This is a genomic window from Massilia sp. NP310 (assembly GCF_019443485.1).
Taxonomy (GTDB): domain Bacteria; phylum Pseudomonadota; class Gammaproteobacteria; order Burkholderiales; family Burkholderiaceae_D; genus Telluria; species Telluria timonae.
This window is the reverse complement of sequence record NZ_CP080379.1, coordinates 3,502,130-3,517,618: the sequence shown is the minus strand read 5'-3', so window position 1 is coordinate 3,517,618 and position 15,489 is coordinate 3,502,130. Positions and strand designations below refer to the sequence as shown.

Below are 15,489 nucleotides of genomic sequence, written 5' to 3'. Positions count from 1 at the left end.
CGGTCAATTTTTGGTGCTGCGATATGATTCAAAATTATTGTGTACATCAAGTTTTTTGTATCGTATTATGATTTGGACGGGTTTGCAATTGGTGAGAACCACGGGGGAAGCTATGTACGCACAGATGGTGGAGACCGGCCTCAAGAAAGTCCGCACAGAACAGGACATGAGCGCCGAAGAGCAGGCGTTCCAGGCGCGCATCGACGCCGGGATCAAGATCGAACCGAAGGACTGGATGCCGGAAGCGTACCGCAAGACGCTGATCCGCCAGATTTCGCAGCACGCGCATTCCGAGATCGTCGGCCAGCTCCCGGAAGGCAACTGGGTGACGCGCGCGCCGACCCTGCAGCGCAAGTCGGTCCTGCTGGCCAAGATCCAGGACGAGGCCGGCCACGGCCTGTACCTGTACAGCGCCGCCGAGACGCTGGGCGTCTCGCGCGACGAGCTGCTGCAGGCCCTGCATGCCGGTAAGGCCAAGTACTCGAGCATCTTCAACTATCCGACCCTGAGCTGGGCCGACATGGGCGCGATCGGCTGGCTGGTCGACGGCTCGGCGATCATCAACCAGATCCCGCTGTGCCGCTGCTCGTATGGGCCGTATGCGCGCGCCATGGTCCGCGTCTGCAAGGAAGAATCCTTCCACGCGCGCCAGGGCTACGACATCATGATGGCGCTGGCCAGGGGCACGCCGGAGCAGAAGGCGATGGCCCAGGATGCGCTCAACCGCTGGTGGTGGCCGTCCTTGATGATGTTCGGTCCGTCGGACGCCGAATCGGTCAACAGCGCGCAATCGACGGCCTGGCGCATCAAGCTGTTCTCGAACGATGAGCTGCGCCAGCGCATGGTCGACCAGACCGTGCCGCAAGCCGAATACCTGGGCCTGACGATTCCCGATCCCGACCTCAAATGGAACGCCGAACGCGGCTCCTACGATTTCGGCGAGATCGACTGGTCCGAGTTCCACAACGTCCTGAAGGGCAACGGCCCCTGCAACCGCGAGCGCCTGCGAACGCGCGTGAAAGCCTGGGACGACGGCGAATGGTTCCGCGACGCCCTGGTCGCCCACGCCGACAAGCAAGCCGTCAAAAAAACCGCAGCATAAAAACAGCCGGAAATCCGTGGGGTGGACGGCTCCGCCGTCCACGCGTCCGACCGACGCCCGCACACCGCAATAACGGAGACAACAATGAGCAAAGAATGGCCCCTGTGGGAAGTCTTCATCCGCAGCCAGCACGGCCTCGCCCACAAGCACGTCGGCAGCCTGCACGCCCCTGACGCCGAGATGGCGATCGACAACGCCCGCGACGTCTACACCCGCCGCAACGAAGGCGTCTCGATCTGGGTCGCGCGCGCCGCCGACATCGTCGCCAGCAGCCCTTCCGACAAGGAAGCGCTGTTCGAGCCGGCCAACAGCAAGGTCTACCGCCACCCGACCTTCTTCCCGATGCCGGAAGAAGTCAAGAACCTGTGAGCCCTGTGGAGACCAATGCGATGGACGCCAAATTCCAGTACCTGCTGCGCCAGGGCGACAACGCCCTGATCCTGTCGCAGCAACTGTGCCAGCTGGTCGGCAAGGGCCCCGCGCTCGAAGAAGACATGGCGCTGTCCAACGTCGCCCTCGACCTGCTGGGCCAGACCCGCATGTGGCTGACGTATGCGGGCGAACTCGAAGGCAGGGGCCGCGACGAAGACCGGCTGGCTTTTCTCCGCGACGCCATCGAGTACCGCAACTGCCTGCTGGTCGAGCAGCCCAATGGCAGTTACGCCGACACCTTGATGCGCCAATTCCTGTTCGACACCTGGCACTACTTCCTGATGGACGGCTTGACCCGCTCGAGCGACGAGCGCGTCCGCGAAATCGCCGCCAAGTCGATCAAGGAAATCACCTACCACCTGCGCCGCAGCGGCGACCTGGTGGTGCGCCTGGGCGACGGCACCGACAAGAGCCGCGCCATGATGCAAACGGCGCTCGACGAGCTGTGGATGTACAGCGGCGAGATGTTCTTCTACGACGAGATCGACAACGCGATGGTGGAGCAGGGCGTGGCGCCGGCCGTGGAGCTGCTGCGCAAGCAGTCCCTCGACCACATGGCCGAGGTCTTCGCCGACGCCACCCTGGCCATGCCGTCGCCGGACGCCTGGATGCAGCGCGGCGGCAAGCAGGGCCGCCACAGCGAACGCCTCGGCTTCATCCTGGCCGAGATGCAGTTCCTGCAGCGCGCCTATCCCGGAGCGGCCTGGTAATGACCGCGCTCGACGTCTCGGTCGAACAGGTGTGGGAATGGCTCGGCGAGGTCGCCGATCCGGAGATCCCGGTGATCTCGGTGGTCGACCTCGGCATCGTGCGCGCCGTGCGCCTGGAAGGCGAGGCATGCGTGGTCACGATCACGCCGACCTACTCCGGCTGCCCGGCGATGGGGGTGATCGCCGATTCGGTCAGCGCAGCCTTGAACGCGCATGGCGTCGAGGAGGTCCGCATCGAGAGCCGCCTGTCGCCCGCCTGGACCACCGACTGGATGAGCGCGGCCGGCAAGGCGGCATTGAAAGGCTACGGCATCGCGCCGCCGGTGCAGCAGGCGATCGACATCAGCGGCCTGCACGCCGGCATCCGCCGCCGCGCCGCGCCCGACGTCGCCTGCCCGCACTGTAGCTCGCCGCACACCCAACTGACCAGCGAGTTCGGCTCGACCCCATGCAAGGCGCTGTACAAGTGCCTCGACTGCCGCGAGCCGTTCGACTACTTCAAATGCCACTGAGTTGTCCAATGAGGCCAGCATGAGCAAGTTCTATCCACTGACCGTCTCGAAGGTGAAGCACGAGACGCGCGACGCCATCGCCGTCACCTTCGACGTCCCGCCCGAGCTGAAGGACACCTTCGCCTACCGCCAGGGCCAGTACCTGACGCTGCGCACCACCATCGACGGCGAAGACGTGCGCCGCTCGTACTCGATCTGCTCGGCCGTGCAGGACGCGCAGCTGCGGGTGGCGATCAAGCGCTGCAGCGGCGGCCTGTTCTCGGGCTGGGCCAACGACAGCCTGCAGCCCGGCGCCACGCTGGACGTGATGCCGCCCAGCGGCAACTTCAACGTGCCGCTCGACGCCGCGAGCAGCCGCCATTACCTGGCCTTCGCCGCCGGCAGCGGCATCACGCCGATCCTGTCGATCGTGAAGACCACGCTGCAGGCCGAGCCCGAGAGCCGCTTCACCATCGTCTACGGCAACCGCGCTTCGTCGAGCGTGATCTTCCGGGATGAACTGACCGACCTGAAGGACCAGTACATGGGGCGCCTGCGCCTGGTGTACGTGATGAGCCGCGAGCAGCAGGACATCGAGCTGTTCAACGGCCGCATCACCGAAGACAAGTGCAGCCAGTTCCTGCGCCACTGGATCGACATCAAGGACATCGACGTCGCCTTCATCTGCGGCCCGGAAGACATGATGCACGGCGTCTCGCGCGCGCTGCAGGAAGCCGGCCTGCCGAAGGAGCAGATCCGGATCGAACTGTTCGCCGCCAGCGCGCCAACGCGCGAGCGCAAGCCGCGCGCCGCGCAAGCGGAGGCACGAAACCTGACCGAAGTGACCGTGATCATGGACGGCAGCGCCGCCAGCTTCACAATGGACAAGGACAAGGAATCGCTGCTGGACGCCGGCCTGCGCGCCGGGCTGGACATGCGCTACTCGTGCAAGGGCGGCGTGTGCTCGACCTGCCGCTGCAAGGTGCTCGATGGCGAAGTCGAGATGGACGTGAACTACGCGCTCGAAGACTACGAAGTGGCGCGCGGCTTCGTGCTGAGCTGCCAGAGCTTCCCGGTCACCGACAAGGTCGTCGTCGACTTCGACATCCACGAGTGAGCATCGAGACGTCATGAAACCAATAACGGAGACAGACATGACTTACGAATCCATCGGGTTCAAGATCGAAAACGGCATCGCGCTCCTGACGCTGAGCCGTCCCGACCGCCTGAACAGCTTCACCCAGGCCATGCACCTCGAAGTGCGCGATGCGCTGCAACGCGTGCAGGCCGACAAATCGGTCCGCGTGCTGGTCCTGACCGGCGCCGGCCGCGGCTTTTGCGCCGGCCAGGACTTGTCCGACCGCGCCGTCGACCCCGGCGCGCCCAGCGTCGACCTGGGCGAATCGGTCGAAAAATTCTATGCCCCGCTGGTGCTCGCCCTGAAGAACCTGCCGATGCCGGTCATCTGCGCCGTCAACGGCGTGGCCGCCGGCGCCGGCGCCAACCTGGCGCTGGCCTGCGACATCGTGCTGGCCGCCAAATCGGCCAGCTTCATCGAAGCCTTCAGCAAACTGGGCCTGATCCCGGACACCGGCGGCACCTGGCACCTGCCGCGCCTGATCGGCCATGCCCGCGCCATGGGCCTGGCCATGCTGGGCGAAAAGCTCAGCGCCGAGAAAGCCGAGGAGTGGGGCCTGATCTGGCGCTGCGTGCCCGACGAAGCCCTGATGATTGAAGCAATGGCGATGGCCGAGCACTTCGCCGCCGCGCCGACAAAAGGGCTGGCCTTCACCAAGAAAGCCTTCCAGGCCAGCCAAGCCAACTCGCTCGAAGACCAGTTGCAGCTCGAGGCCGGCATGATGCGCGAACTCGGCTACAGCCACGATTACCGTGAAGGCGTCGCCGCCTTCATGGCCAAGCGCACGCCGCACTTCAAGGGAGAGTGAGCATGCACGCCATCCCTCCAGGCAGCACGGTCGCGGTGATCGGCAGCGGCGCCATGGGCGCCGGCATCGCCCAGGTGGCGGCCACCGCCGGCCACCAGGTCCTGCTGTTCGATACCCGGCCTGACGCCGCCGACAAGGCCATCCTCGAGATCGGCAAGACCTATGCGAAGCTGGTCGAGAAGGGCCGCATGGGCGCGGTCGAATCCGACCTGGCGCGCGAACGCCTCAAGCTGATCGCGTCACTGCAGGAAGCCGCCGGCGCCGTCCTCGTGATCGAGGCCATCGTCGAGAACCTGGACGCCAAGCGCGCCCTGTTCGCCGAACTCGAAGGCGTCGTCGGCCGGCACTGCATCCTGGCCACCAATACCTCCTCGATCTCGGTCACGGCGATCGGCGCGCAACTACGGCACCCCGAACGCCTGGTCGGCATGCACTTCTTTAATCCGGTGCCGCTGATGGCGCTGGTGGAAGTGATCAGCGGCCTGGCGACGAGCCGCGACGTCGCGAACGTCGTCCACGCCGTTGCGGAAAGCTGGGGCAAGAGCCCGGTGCACGCCAAGTCGACGCCCGGCTTCATCGTCAACCGCGTGGCCCGGCCGTATTACGCCGAAGCCCTGCGCCTGCTGCTCGAGCAAGCCGCCGACGTGGCGACGCTGGACGCCGTGATGCGCGACTGCGGCGGATTCCGCATGGGGCCCTTCGAGCTGATGGACCTGATCGGCCACGACGTCAACTTCTCGGTCACCAACTCGGTGTTCGCCGCCTATTACAACGACCCGCGCTTCACGCCCTCGATCCTGCAGCAGGAACTCGTCAGCGCCGGCTTCCTGGGCCGCAAGACGGGGCGCGGCTTCTACCGCTATGGCGACGATGTCCCGAAGCCGGCGCCGCAGACCGAGGCGGCAGGCAGCAAGCCGTCGGCGGTGCGCTACGCCGGTGCGCGAGGTGCGGTCGATGCGGTCGCCGGTCGCCTGCGCGGCGCCGGCCTGGAACCGGTCGCCATCGAGGCCGCGCCCGGCCTGTATTGCGAAGGCGCCGCGATCTACCTGACCGATGGCCGCAGCGCCACCGAGCGCGCCGAGGCCGACGGCCACCGCGACACGATCCTGTTCGACCTGCTGCTCGACCCGGCGGGCGCCACCCGCATCGCGCTGGCGCGCGCTGACCAGTGCAGCGATAGTGCGTGGCAGGCCGCGGTCGGGCTGTTCCAGGCCGCCGGCTTCGCCGTGACGCGGCTGGACGACGTGCCCGGCATGGCCGTGATGCGCACCGTGGCGATGCTGGCCAACGAGGCGGCCGACGCCGTCAACCAGGGCGTGTGCAGCGCCCGCGCGGTCGACATCGCGATGCAGAAGGGCGTGAACTACCCACGCGGCCCGCTGGCCTGGGCCGACACGATCGGCCTGCGCCAGGTCGTCACCGTGCTGGCCAACCTGGCCGCCACCTATGGCGAAGACCGCTACCGCGTCTCGCCGCTATTGCGCCGCAAGCTGGCGTTTGACCCGCAGGGAGCGCGTTTTCATGCACAGTAGCGCACAACGGCTGGCCGAGCTGGCCGGCCGCACGATGTACGAACGCGATCCGGCCAGCCAGGGCCTGGGCATGCAGCTGCTCGAGATCCGGCCCGGCTATGCGCGCATGTCGATGAAGGTGCGCGACGACATGCTCAACGGCCACGCCACCTGCCACGGCGGCTACATCTTCATGCTGGCCGACAGCGCCTTCGCCTTCGCCTGCAACTCGCACAACTTCAATACCGTCGGCGCCGGCTGCAGCATCGACTACCTCGCTCCCGGGCGTCCCGGCGACGTGCTGGTGGCCGAGGCGGTGGAGCAGGCGCTGCAGGGCAAGACCGGCGTCTACGACGTCGCCGTGACGGACCAGGACGGGCGCACGATCGCGCTGTTCCGGGGCAAGTCGCACCGCGTCGCCGGCACCCTGGTGCCGCTGGACGCGTGAATCAACACGTATAAAGGAGATCGAGATGGTCCAACGCATTCCGCTTGATGGCGAGCTGGAACCGATCGAACGCGCCAGCCGCGACGAGCTGCAGGCGCTCCAGCTGCAGCGCCTGCAGTGGACGCTCAAGCACGCCTACGACAACGTGCCGCACTACCGCGCCGCGTTCGACGAAGCCGGGGTGCACCCGAGCGACCTGAAGACGCTGGCCGACCTGGCCAAATTCCCGTTCACCGAGAAAAAGACGCTGCGCGACAACTACCCGTTCGGCCTGTTCGCCGTGCCGCGCGAGCAGGTGGTGCGCGTGCACGCTTCGTCGGGCACCACCGGCAAGCCGACCGTGGTCGGCTACACGCAGAACGACATCGACACCTGGGCCAGCGTCGTGGCGCGCTCGATCCGCGCCGCCGGCGGGCGCAGGGGCGACCTGGTGCACATCTCCTACGGCTATGGCCTGTTCACCGGCGGCCTGGGCGCCCACTACGGCGCCGAGCGCCTGGGCTGCACCGTGATCCCGATGTCGGGCGGCCAGACCGAGAAGCAGGTGCAGCTGATCTGCGACTTCAAGCCATCGATCATCATGGTCACGCCCTCGTACATGCTCAATATCGTCGAGGAGTTTACGCGCCAGGGCATCGACCCTGCCACCTCGTCGCTGAAGGTCGGCATCTTCGGCGCCGAACCATGGACCGACGCGATGCGGCGCGAGATCGAGGCGCGCGCCGGCATCGATGCGGTCGACATTTATGGCCTGTCCGAAGTGATGGGGCCGGGCGTGGCCAGCGAATGCATCGAGAGCAAGGACGGCCCCGTGATCTGGGAAGACCATTTTTATCCCGAGATCATCGACCCCGACACCGGCGAAGTGCTGCCGGACGGTGAAGAAGGAGAACTGGTGTTCACCTCGCTCACCAAGGAAGCGCTGCCCATCATCCGCTACCGCACGCGCGACCTGACCCGTTTGCTGGCGCCGACCTCGCGTGCGATGCGCCGCATGGGCCGCATTACCGGCCGTTCGGACGATATGCTGATCATCCGCGGCGTGAACGTGTTCCCGAGCCAGATCGAAGAATTGATTCTCAAGATGCCGGCACTGGCGCCGCAGTACCAGCTGGTGGTGGCGCGCGACGGCCATCTCGACACGCTCGAGGTGCTGGGCGAGCTGCGTGATTCAAGCCTGCCTTCGGACAGCGTCGACGCGCTGTGCCGCGACCTCCAGCACTGCATCAAGACCTATGTCGGCGTGACCACCCGCGTGACCCTGCTGCCGCCGCAAGGCATCGAGCGCACCCTGACCGGCAAGGCCAGGCGCGTGGTCGACCGCCGTCCAAAACCATAACTGGAGATTTTCATGATCGACGCCTTCATCGTTGACGCCGTCCGCACCCCCTTCGGCCGCTACGGCGGCGCCCTGTCCAGCATCCGCGCCGACGATCTTGGCGCGCTGCCGATCGCGGCGCTGATGGCCCGCAACAAGGATGTCGACTGGACGGCGGTCGACGACCTGTTCTACGGCTGCGCCAACCAGGCCGGCGAAGACAACCGCAACGTCGGCCGCATGGCCGCGCTGCTGGCCGGCCTGCCGCAAGACGTGCCGGCCAACACCATCAACCGCCTGTGCGGCTCGGGCATGGACGCCGTGGGCACCGCCGCGCGCGCCATCAAGGCCGGCGAGGCGCAACTCGTGATCGCCGGCGGTGTCGAAAGCATGACCCGGGCGCCGTTCGTGATGGGCAAGGCCGACAGCGCGTTCTCGCGCGCGGCGAAGATCGAAGACACGACCCTCGGCTGGCGCTTCGTCAACCCGGCGATGAAGGCGAAGTACGGCATCGACTCGATGCCCGAGACCGCCGAGAACGTGGCGCGCGAATTCGGCATCGCCCGTGCCGACCAGGATGCCTTCGCCCTGCGCAGCCAGCAGCGCTGGGCGCGCGCGAACGAAGCGGGATTCTTCAGGGACGAGATTGTGCCGGTGACGGTGGCCCTCAAGAAAGGCGAGTCGCGCGTGGTCGACACCGACGAGCAGCCGCGCCCCGACACCAGCATCGAAGCGCTGGCCAAATTGAAGGGCGTGGTGACGCCGGACGGCTCGGTCAGCGCCGGCAATGCCTCGAGCCTGAACGACGGCGCCTGCGCACTGCTGCTGGCGTCGAGCGAAGCCGCCGGCCGCCACGGCTTGACGCCACGCGCACGCGTGGTCGGCATGGCCACCGCTGGCCTGGCGCCGCGCATCATGGGTTATGGACCGACGCCGGCCGTGAAAAAGCTGCTGGCCCAGACCGGCCTCTCGCTCGACCAGATGGACGTGATCGAGCTGAACGAAGCCTTCGCCGCCCAGGGCCTGGCCGTCACGCGCGCCCTCGGCCTGGCGGACGACGACATTCGCGTCAACCCGAACGGCGGCGCGATCGCCATCGGCCATCCGCTGGGCGCCTCCGGTGCGCGCCTGGTGATGACGGCCGTGAACCAGTTGCACCGCACGGGTGGCCGCTACGCCCTGTGCACGATGTGCATCGGCGTCGGCCAGGGCATCGCCCTGATCGTGGAGCGGGTGTAATCGATGGTAAAAGTGTACGAAATCGACGGCGTGCGTCCGGTCGTGCATCCGAGCGCCTACGTCCACCCGTCGGCGGTATTGATCGGCGACGTGATCGTCGGCCCGCGTTGCTATATCGGGCCGCTGGCCTCGCTGCGCGGCGACTTCGGCCGCCTGATCCTGGAAGAGGGCGCCAACCTGCAGGATACTTGCGTGATGCATGGTTTCCCGGGCGAAGACACCGTCGTCGAGGTCGACGGCCATATCGGCCACGGCGCCGTGCTGCACGGCTGCCGCGTCAAGCGCAACGCGATGGTCGGCATGAACGCCGTCGTGATGGACAAGGCTGTCGTCGGCGAAGAATCGATCGTGGCCGCGATGAGTTTCGTGAAGGCAGGCATGGTGATTCCGCCACGCTCGATGGTGATGGGCACACCGGCCAAGGTGATGCGCGAACTCACGGACGAAGACGTGCAATGGAAGAGCTTCGGCACCCGCCAGTACCACGAATTGGCCGTGCGCTCGCTGCAGACCATGCGTGAGGTCGAGGCGGATACCGAAGTGGAGCCGGACAGACAACGCATCGCATTCGACGCTGACGGCATGCACAAGCCGAGAGTCTGAAGAGATAAACGAGGAGACAGAACATGGGTGACATCCCGACACTACAAAGCCTGATCGCCGGCCGCTGGCACGGCCAGGAAGCGCACACCGCGCTGCACAGCGCCCTCGACGACGCGCTGATCTATCACACGCATGCGGAGAAGATCGATTTCGACGAGGCGCTCACATTCGCGCGCAAGACGGGCAACAAGAGCCTGATGCGTCTCGACTTCCAGAAGCGGGCGCAATGCCTGAAGGCGCTGGCGCTCTACCTCATGGAGCGCAAGGAAGAACTGTATGACATCTCGCACCTGACCGGCGCCACACGCCAGGACAGCTGGGTCGACGTCGAAGGCGGCATCGGCACCCTGTTCGCCTATGCCAGCATGGGCTCGCGCGAGCTGCCGTCGTCGAACGTGTTGCACGAAGGCCCGGCCATGGCGCTGGGCAAGCGCGGCGGCTTCGCCGGCACCCACATCCTGGTGCCGCGCGGCGGCGTGGCGGTGCACATCAATGCCTTCAATTTCCCGATCTGGGGCCTGCTCGAAAAATTCGCGCCGAGCTTCCTGGCGGCCATGCCCTGCATCGCCAAGCCGGCCACCGCCACCAGCTACCTGACCCATGCCGTGGTCAGGATGATGATGGCGTCGAATCTGCTGCCCGACGGCGCGCTGCAGCTCGTAATCGGCAGCACCGGCGACCTGCTCGATCGCCTGGGAGGATTCGACGCCGTCACCTTCACCGGCTCGGCCGACACCGCCGCCAAGCTGCGTTCGAACCAGAACCTGATCCGCGCATCGGTGCCGTTCACGGCCGAAGCCGACTCGCTCAACTGCGCGATCCTGGCGCCGGACGTCACGCCCGACGACCCGGAGTTCGACCTGTTCGTGAAGGAAGTGGCGCGCGAAATGACCGGCAAGGCCGGCCAGAAGTGCACCGCGATCCGGCGCGTGATCGTGCCGGAAATGCTGGTCGATACGGTCGGCGCACGCCTGCGCGAACGCCTGGCGAAGATTACGGTCGGCAATCCGAAAGTGGAGGGCGTGCGCATGGGCGCGCTGGCCTCGAAAGACCAGCACCGCGACGTCAGCGAGCGGGTGGAGCTGCTCGCGCGCGGCAACGAGGTCCTGTTCAGCGCGCGCGACGGCTTCAATCCGGTCGGCGACAACGTCGCCAGCGGCGCCTTCTTCGCGCCGACCTTGCTGCTGTGCCGCAACGCCATGGACAACGACGCCGTGCACGACGTGGAAGCCTTCGGCCCGGTCAGCACCCTGATGACTTACCGCGACATCGACGAAGCGCTGGAGCTGGCCGCGCGCGGCAAGGGCAGCCTGGTGACGACGCTCGCCACCAGGGACCCGGCAATCGCGGCGCATGCGGTGCCGGTTGCCGCGGCCTCGCATGGCCGCGTGCTGATCCTGGACCGTGAAGCCGCGGTGGACAGCACCGGCCACGGCTCGCCGCTGCCGCAACTGAAGCACGGCGGTCCGGGCCGCGCCGGTGGCGGCGAGGAGCTGGGCGGCATCCGCGCCGTCAAGCACTTCCTGCAGCGCGCGGCGGTGCAGGGTTCGCCGACCATGCTGGGAGCGGTCACTGGCGAGTACGTGCGCGGTGGCGCCGTCAAGGAAAGCGAGATCCATCCGTTCCGCCGCTACTTCGAAGACCTGGAGATGGGCCACTCTCTCTTGACGCACCGCCGCACGGTGAGCGAAGCCGACATCGTCAATTTCGGCGGCGTCTCGGGCGACTACTTCTACATGCACTTCGACGAGATCGCGGCGAAAGACACGCAGTTCGGCCAGCGCATCGCGCACGGCTACTTCGTGCTGTCGGCGGCGGCCGGCCTGTTCGTGTCGCCGGCGCCGGGCCCGGTGCTGGCCAACTACGGCCTGGACAACCTGCGCTTCGTGGCGCCGGTGGCGATCGGCGACACCATCCGCGCGCGCCTGACCTGCAAGCGCAAGGTCGACCGCAACCGCGCGGACGAGCAGGGCAGGGGACAGGGCGTGGTGGCGTGGGACGTGCAGGTGACGAACCAGCGCGACGAGCTGGTGGCGAGCTACGATATCCTGACGCTGGTACTGAAGCGCGCCTGAGCGCGCGCCTCACTCATTCAGGGCAGCCGAAAGGACGTGCGATGTCGAGACTCGATCTGAACAGTATTCCGGTGTTGAGCGGCACCGGCTATCCGGCGCCATTTCATGAGGCGGTGGACGGCCGCACGCGCCAGGCGCTGGGCGATGCAGGCGGCCTGACGCAATTCGGCGTCAACCTGGTCGAGCTGCAGCCTGGCGCCGCATCGTCGCAGCGCCACTGGCACTCGCACGAGGACGAATTCGTCACGGTCATCTCGGGGGAACTCGTGCTCATCACGGATGAGGGAGAGACCGTGATGCGCGCGGGCGACCACGCCGCTTTCCCGGCCGGGCGTCCGAATGGCCACCAGCTGGTCAATCGCAGCTGGGGACCGGGCGTGTTTCTCGTGATCGGGTCGCGCAACAAGGCCGACGTGGTGACCTATGCGGACATCGACATGCGCTATGAGCAGGCGTCGAACGCCTATCTGCACAAGGACGGGACGCCATATCCGAAACGCGACGCCTAGCGCCCGGCCTCAGTCCAGCTTGCGCGCGTAACGGTCGCGCACATGCTGGCTGATGTAGGTCGACAGGCCATGACCTTCGCGCGCCAGTTCGCGCATCCGCGCGATATGGTCGGCGCCGGTGCTGCCTACGTCGTACAGGTAGCGGTCGCCTCCCGTGAATTTCACCGTGATCGAGTCGGCCCCGAGCTCATAGGCGACGACGCCGGAATGGCCGCTTCGGTTGGCGTAGCGCTGCATGATCCTTCTCCATAATGCGGTCGTTCGTACTATGGGACCACGTTCGGAATCATGCAGGAGCACGATTCAGGAGCGCGTACGCTGCAAGCGCAGCAGGCCTTCCGGCGTGCGGATGGCGCGCAGGTCGTCGTAGTCCGGCACGCCGGTGACCTTCGTCTCGAGCGGCTGGTGATGGGTGGCGGTGACGACGATGCTGTCCATCCCGGCCGCCTCGGCCGATTGCAGGCCGGCCAGCGTATCCTCGAACACCAGGCAGTCCTGCGGGCGCATGCCCAGCTTTTCGGCGCCCAGCAGGAAGGGATCCGGCGCCGGCTTGCCGCGCTGGACGTCTTCGGCGGCCACCATCACCGGCGGCGTCGGCAGCCCGGCCGCGGCGATGCGCGCCTCGGCCAGCGCGCGCGGGGCCGACGTGACGATGGCCCAGCGGTCGGCCGGCAGGGTGGCGAGGAAAGCCGCCACGCCGGCGATCGCCTCGATGCCCTCGACATCCTCGATCTCGGCCAGCGTGATGCGCTGCGCCTCGGCTTCCGCATCGATATCGGGCAGGCCGACGCTGCGCACCGTGTCGATGCTGCGCTTGCCGTGGATGGTCGGCAGGAAGACGTCGACGTCCAGGCCGTGGCTGCGGGCCCAGGCGGCCCAGACGCGCTCGGCGGCGATGATCGAAGTGAGGATGGTGCCGTCCATGTCGAACAGGAAGGCGGCGTAGTCGCGTGCGGGTAGGGCGGTCATTGGTTCAGCTATCGGTAGTAGAAATGAAAAGCGGGCCGGGACGCGAAAAGCGCCGGCCCGCTGCAATGGTGTAGATTACTCTGCCAGCTGCTGGCGCACGCGCACGATAGCCGCGCGCACCTGGTTCGGCGCGGTGCCTCCCACGTGGTCGCGCGCCGCCACAGAACCCTCGAGGGTCAGGACTTCGAACACGTCCTGCTCGATCAGCGGCGAGAAGCCCTGCAGCGTCTCGAGCGACATCTCGGACAGGTCGCAGCCCGCCTGGTCGCAGGCGCGCACCGCATGCGCCACGGCTTCGTGGGCGTCGCGGAACGGCAGGCCTTTCTTGACCAGGTAGTCGGCCAGGTCGGTCGCCGTGGCGTAGCCCTGCAGCGCCGCCGAGCGCATATTGTCGGCCTTGACCGTGATGCCCGACGCCATGTCGGTGAAGATGCGCAGCGTATCAAGGACGGTGTCGATGGTGTCGAACAGCGGCTCCTTGTCTTCCTGGTTGTCCTTGTTGTAGGCCAGCGGCTGGCCTTTCATCAGGGTCAACAGGCCGGTCAGGTGACCGTAGACGCGGCCGGTCTTGCCGCGCGCCAGTTCCGGCACGTCCGGGTTTTTCTTTTGCGGCATGATCGACGAGCCGGTGCAGAAGCGGTCGGCGATGTCGATGAAGCCGATGCGCGGGCTGATCCACATCACCAGCTCTTCCGAGAAGCGCGAGACGTGCATCATCAGGATCGATGCGGCAGCGGTGAATTCGATGGCGAAGTCGCGGTCGGACACGGCGTCCAGCGAGTTGTGGCAGACGTCGTCGAAGCCCAGCGTCTTGGCCACGCGCAGGCGGTCGATCGGGAAGGTGGTGCCGGCCAGGGCGGCGGCGCCCAGCGGCAGGCGGTTGACGCGGCGGCGCGCATCCTGCATGCGCTCGGCGTCGCGGCCGAACATCTCGACATAGGCCAGCATGTGATGGCCGAAGGTGATCGGCTGCGCCACCTGCAGGTGGGTGAAGCCCGGCATGATGGTGTCGGCGTGGCGTTCGGCCAGGTCGGTCAGGGCGCCGCGCAGGCCGTTCAGCAGGGCCAGGATGTCGTCGATGGCGGCGCGCACGTACAGGCGGATGTCAGTCGCGACCTGGTCGTTGCGCGAGCGGCCGGTGTGCAGGCGCTTGCCGGCATCGCCGACCAGTTCGGTCAGGCGCTTCTCGATGTTCAGGTGCACGTCTTCCAGGTCGAGCAGCCATTCGAAGCTGCCGGCCTCGATCTCGGACCGGATCTGGGCCATGCCGCGTTCGATCTCGGCGCGATCATGTTCGCTGATGATGCCCTGGGCCGCCAGCATCTCGGCGTGCGCCAGCGAGCCCTGGATGTCGTATTGCGCCAGGCGCTTGTCGAAGAACACGGACGCGGTGTAGCGCTTGACGAGATCGGAGACGGGTTCGGAGAAGCGGGCCGACCAGGCTTCGGCTTTTTTGGAGAATTGTTCGGTCATGGTGGAATTCCGGTTGGGGATTCGAAGATTATAAACCGCGTCGCCGCTACGTCTTCCGGAGGGCAGATTACCTGGAGAAAGCTAGCGAAAAAAAGCCCGCTGCAGAGCGCAATCGAAACCGATATGGGGCCAAACGGCGCTAGAATGGTTTTTTTGCCAGCTTTGCAAGCCCAATGATTACGAACGATTCCAGCTTCCAGGTCAGTACCGACCAGTCCCGGCTCGATATCCCGATGATCTACCGCTTCCTCAGTGAGCAGTCGACCTGGGCCGTGGGCATTTCCCGTCCGATCGTCGAGCGCGCCATCGAGAATTCGCTGTGCTTCGGCGGCTACCTCGACGGCCGCCAGATCGCGTTCGCGCGCGTGATCACCGACTACGCCACCTTTGCCAACCTGGTGGACGTGTTCGTCGTGCCCGAGTACCGCGGGAACGGCTACGGCAAGCAACTGATCGGCGTGGTGCTGCGCCACCCCAGCCTGCAGAAACTGCGCCGCTTCACCCTGGCCACCACCGACTCGCACGAACTCTACGCGCGCTTCGGCTTTACCCCACCGTTGCGTCCAGAGACATTGATGGAGCGGTATTTTCCCAACATCTATTTGTCCTGAGCGGACTCAACATGGCGACGTGAATCTGGAATCAGGCTTACGCTGATGGCTC

At 66.4% G+C, this 15,489-nt stretch carries 17 protein-coding genes; 14 read left to right on the top strand and 3 right to left on the bottom strand.

The genetic code is table 11. The features are described 5' to 3' along the window. The first annotated feature begins 112 nt into the window (after positions 1-112). The 13 genes from paaA to KY496_RS15375 all read left to right on the top strand — a co-directional run bounded on the left by paaA (position 113) and on the right by KY496_RS15375 (position 12,384). A complete protein-coding gene (gene paaA / locus KY496_RS15435; RefSeq protein WP_219861414.1) occupies positions 113-1,102 on the top strand; it encodes a 1,2-phenylacetyl-CoA epoxidase subunit PaaA in 990 nt (329 codons plus the stop codon). A gap of 84 nt (positions 1,103-1,186) precedes the next feature. Then, positions 1,187-1,471 carry a 1,2-phenylacetyl-CoA epoxidase subunit PaaB gene (gene paaB, locus KY496_RS15430; RefSeq protein ID WP_219861413.1) on the top strand — a complete coding sequence of 95 codons (285 nt, stop codon included), beginning with the start codon at positions 1,187-1,189 and terminating at the stop codon, positions 1,469-1,471. A gap of 20 nt (positions 1,472-1,491) precedes the next feature. Then, positions 1,492-2,244 (top strand): 1,2-phenylacetyl-CoA epoxidase subunit PaaC, encoded by a 753-nt coding sequence (gene paaC / locus KY496_RS15425; RefSeq protein ID WP_219861411.1) that lies wholly within the window; start codon positions 1,492-1,494, stop codon positions 2,242-2,244. After that, positions 2,244-2,756, top strand: a complete 513-nt coding sequence (gene paaD, locus KY496_RS15420; protein ID WP_219861409.1) for a 1,2-phenylacetyl-CoA epoxidase subunit PaaD — start codon at positions 2,244-2,246, stop codon at positions 2,754-2,756. The genes paaC and paaD overlap by 1 nt, the downstream gene beginning before the upstream one ends. Before the next feature lie 19 nt (positions 2,757-2,775). Beyond that, a complete protein-coding gene (gene paaE, locus KY496_RS15415; protein ID WP_219861407.1) occupies positions 2,776-3,852 on the top strand; it encodes a 1,2-phenylacetyl-CoA epoxidase subunit PaaE in 1,077 nt (358 codons plus the stop codon). Positions 3,853-3,889: 37 nt separating this feature from the next. Further along, positions 3,890-4,681: a 2-(1,2-epoxy-1,2-dihydrophenyl)acetyl-CoA isomerase PaaG gene (gene paaG, locus KY496_RS15410; protein WP_184236792.1), complete on the top strand. Its 792-nt coding sequence runs from the start codon at positions 3,890-3,892 to the stop codon at positions 4,679-4,681. A gap of 2 nt (positions 4,682-4,683) precedes the next feature. After that, on the top strand, positions 4,684-6,213 hold the full coding sequence (paaH, locus tag KY496_RS15405) for a 3-hydroxyacyl-CoA dehydrogenase PaaH (RefSeq protein WP_219861405.1): 1,530 nt from the start codon (positions 4,684-4,686) through the stop codon (positions 6,211-6,213). Beyond that, positions 6,203-6,640 (top strand): hydroxyphenylacetyl-CoA thioesterase PaaI, encoded by a 438-nt coding sequence (paaI, locus tag KY496_RS15400; RefSeq protein WP_219861403.1) that lies wholly within the window; start codon positions 6,203-6,205, stop codon positions 6,638-6,640. Before paaH ends, paaI begins: the two co-directional genes overlap by 11 nt. Before the next feature lie 25 nt (positions 6,641-6,665). Next, positions 6,666-7,979 (top strand): phenylacetate--CoA ligase PaaK, encoded by a 1,314-nt coding sequence (gene paaK / locus KY496_RS15395; protein WP_219861401.1) that lies wholly within the window; start codon positions 6,666-6,668, stop codon positions 7,977-7,979. 12 nt (positions 7,980-7,991) lie between these two features. After that, positions 7,992-9,197, top strand: a complete 1,206-nt coding sequence (pcaF, locus tag KY496_RS15390) for a 3-oxoadipyl-CoA thiolase (RefSeq protein ID WP_219861399.1) — start codon at positions 7,992-7,994, stop codon at positions 9,195-9,197. Positions 9,198-9,200: 3 nt separating this feature from the next. Next, the gene (gene paaY / locus KY496_RS15385) at positions 9,201-9,800 is read left to right on the top strand and encodes a phenylacetic acid degradation protein PaaY (RefSeq protein WP_219861398.1); all 600 of its coding nucleotides are present in this window, start codon (positions 9,201-9,203) and stop codon (positions 9,798-9,800) included. Positions 9,801-9,823: 23 nt separating this feature from the next. Further along, positions 9,824-11,875: a phenylacetic acid degradation bifunctional protein PaaZ gene (paaZ, locus tag KY496_RS15380; protein ID WP_219861396.1), complete on the top strand. Its 2,052-nt coding sequence runs from the start codon at positions 9,824-9,826 to the stop codon at positions 11,873-11,875. A gap of 41 nt (positions 11,876-11,916) precedes the next feature. Continuing rightward, the gene (locus tag KY496_RS15375) at positions 11,917-12,384 is read left to right on the top strand and encodes a cupin domain-containing protein (protein WP_219861394.1); all 468 of its coding nucleotides are present in this window, start codon (positions 11,917-11,919) and stop codon (positions 12,382-12,384) included. Positions 12,385-12,393: 9 nt separating this feature from the next. Here the strand turns inward: KY496_RS15375 and KY496_RS15370 are convergent, their stop codons facing one another. From KY496_RS15370 to argH, 3 genes are all read right to left on the bottom strand, one after another. After that, on the bottom strand, positions 12,394-12,621 hold the full coding sequence (locus KY496_RS15370) for a hypothetical protein (protein ID WP_219861393.1): 228 nt from the start codon (positions 12,619-12,621) through the stop codon (positions 12,394-12,396). A gap of 66 nt (positions 12,622-12,687) precedes the next feature. Further along, positions 12,688-13,353, bottom strand: a complete 666-nt coding sequence (locus KY496_RS15365; RefSeq protein ID WP_219861391.1) for an HAD-IA family hydrolase — start codon at positions 13,351-13,353, stop codon at positions 12,688-12,690. 75 nt (positions 13,354-13,428) lie between these two features. Continuing rightward, positions 13,429-14,826: an argininosuccinate lyase gene (argH, locus tag KY496_RS15360; RefSeq protein ID WP_184236814.1), complete on the bottom strand. Its 1,398-nt coding sequence runs from the start codon at positions 14,824-14,826 to the stop codon at positions 13,429-13,431. Between the two features lie 173 nt (positions 14,827-14,999). Here argH and KY496_RS15355 point away from each other — a divergent pair, with 173 nt between their 5' ends. Further along, positions 15,000-15,437 carry a GNAT family N-acetyltransferase gene (locus KY496_RS15355; protein ID WP_071361347.1) on the top strand — a complete coding sequence of 146 codons (438 nt, stop codon included), beginning with the start codon at positions 15,000-15,002 and terminating at the stop codon, positions 15,435-15,437. Positions 15,438-15,489: the final 52 nt, after the last annotated feature.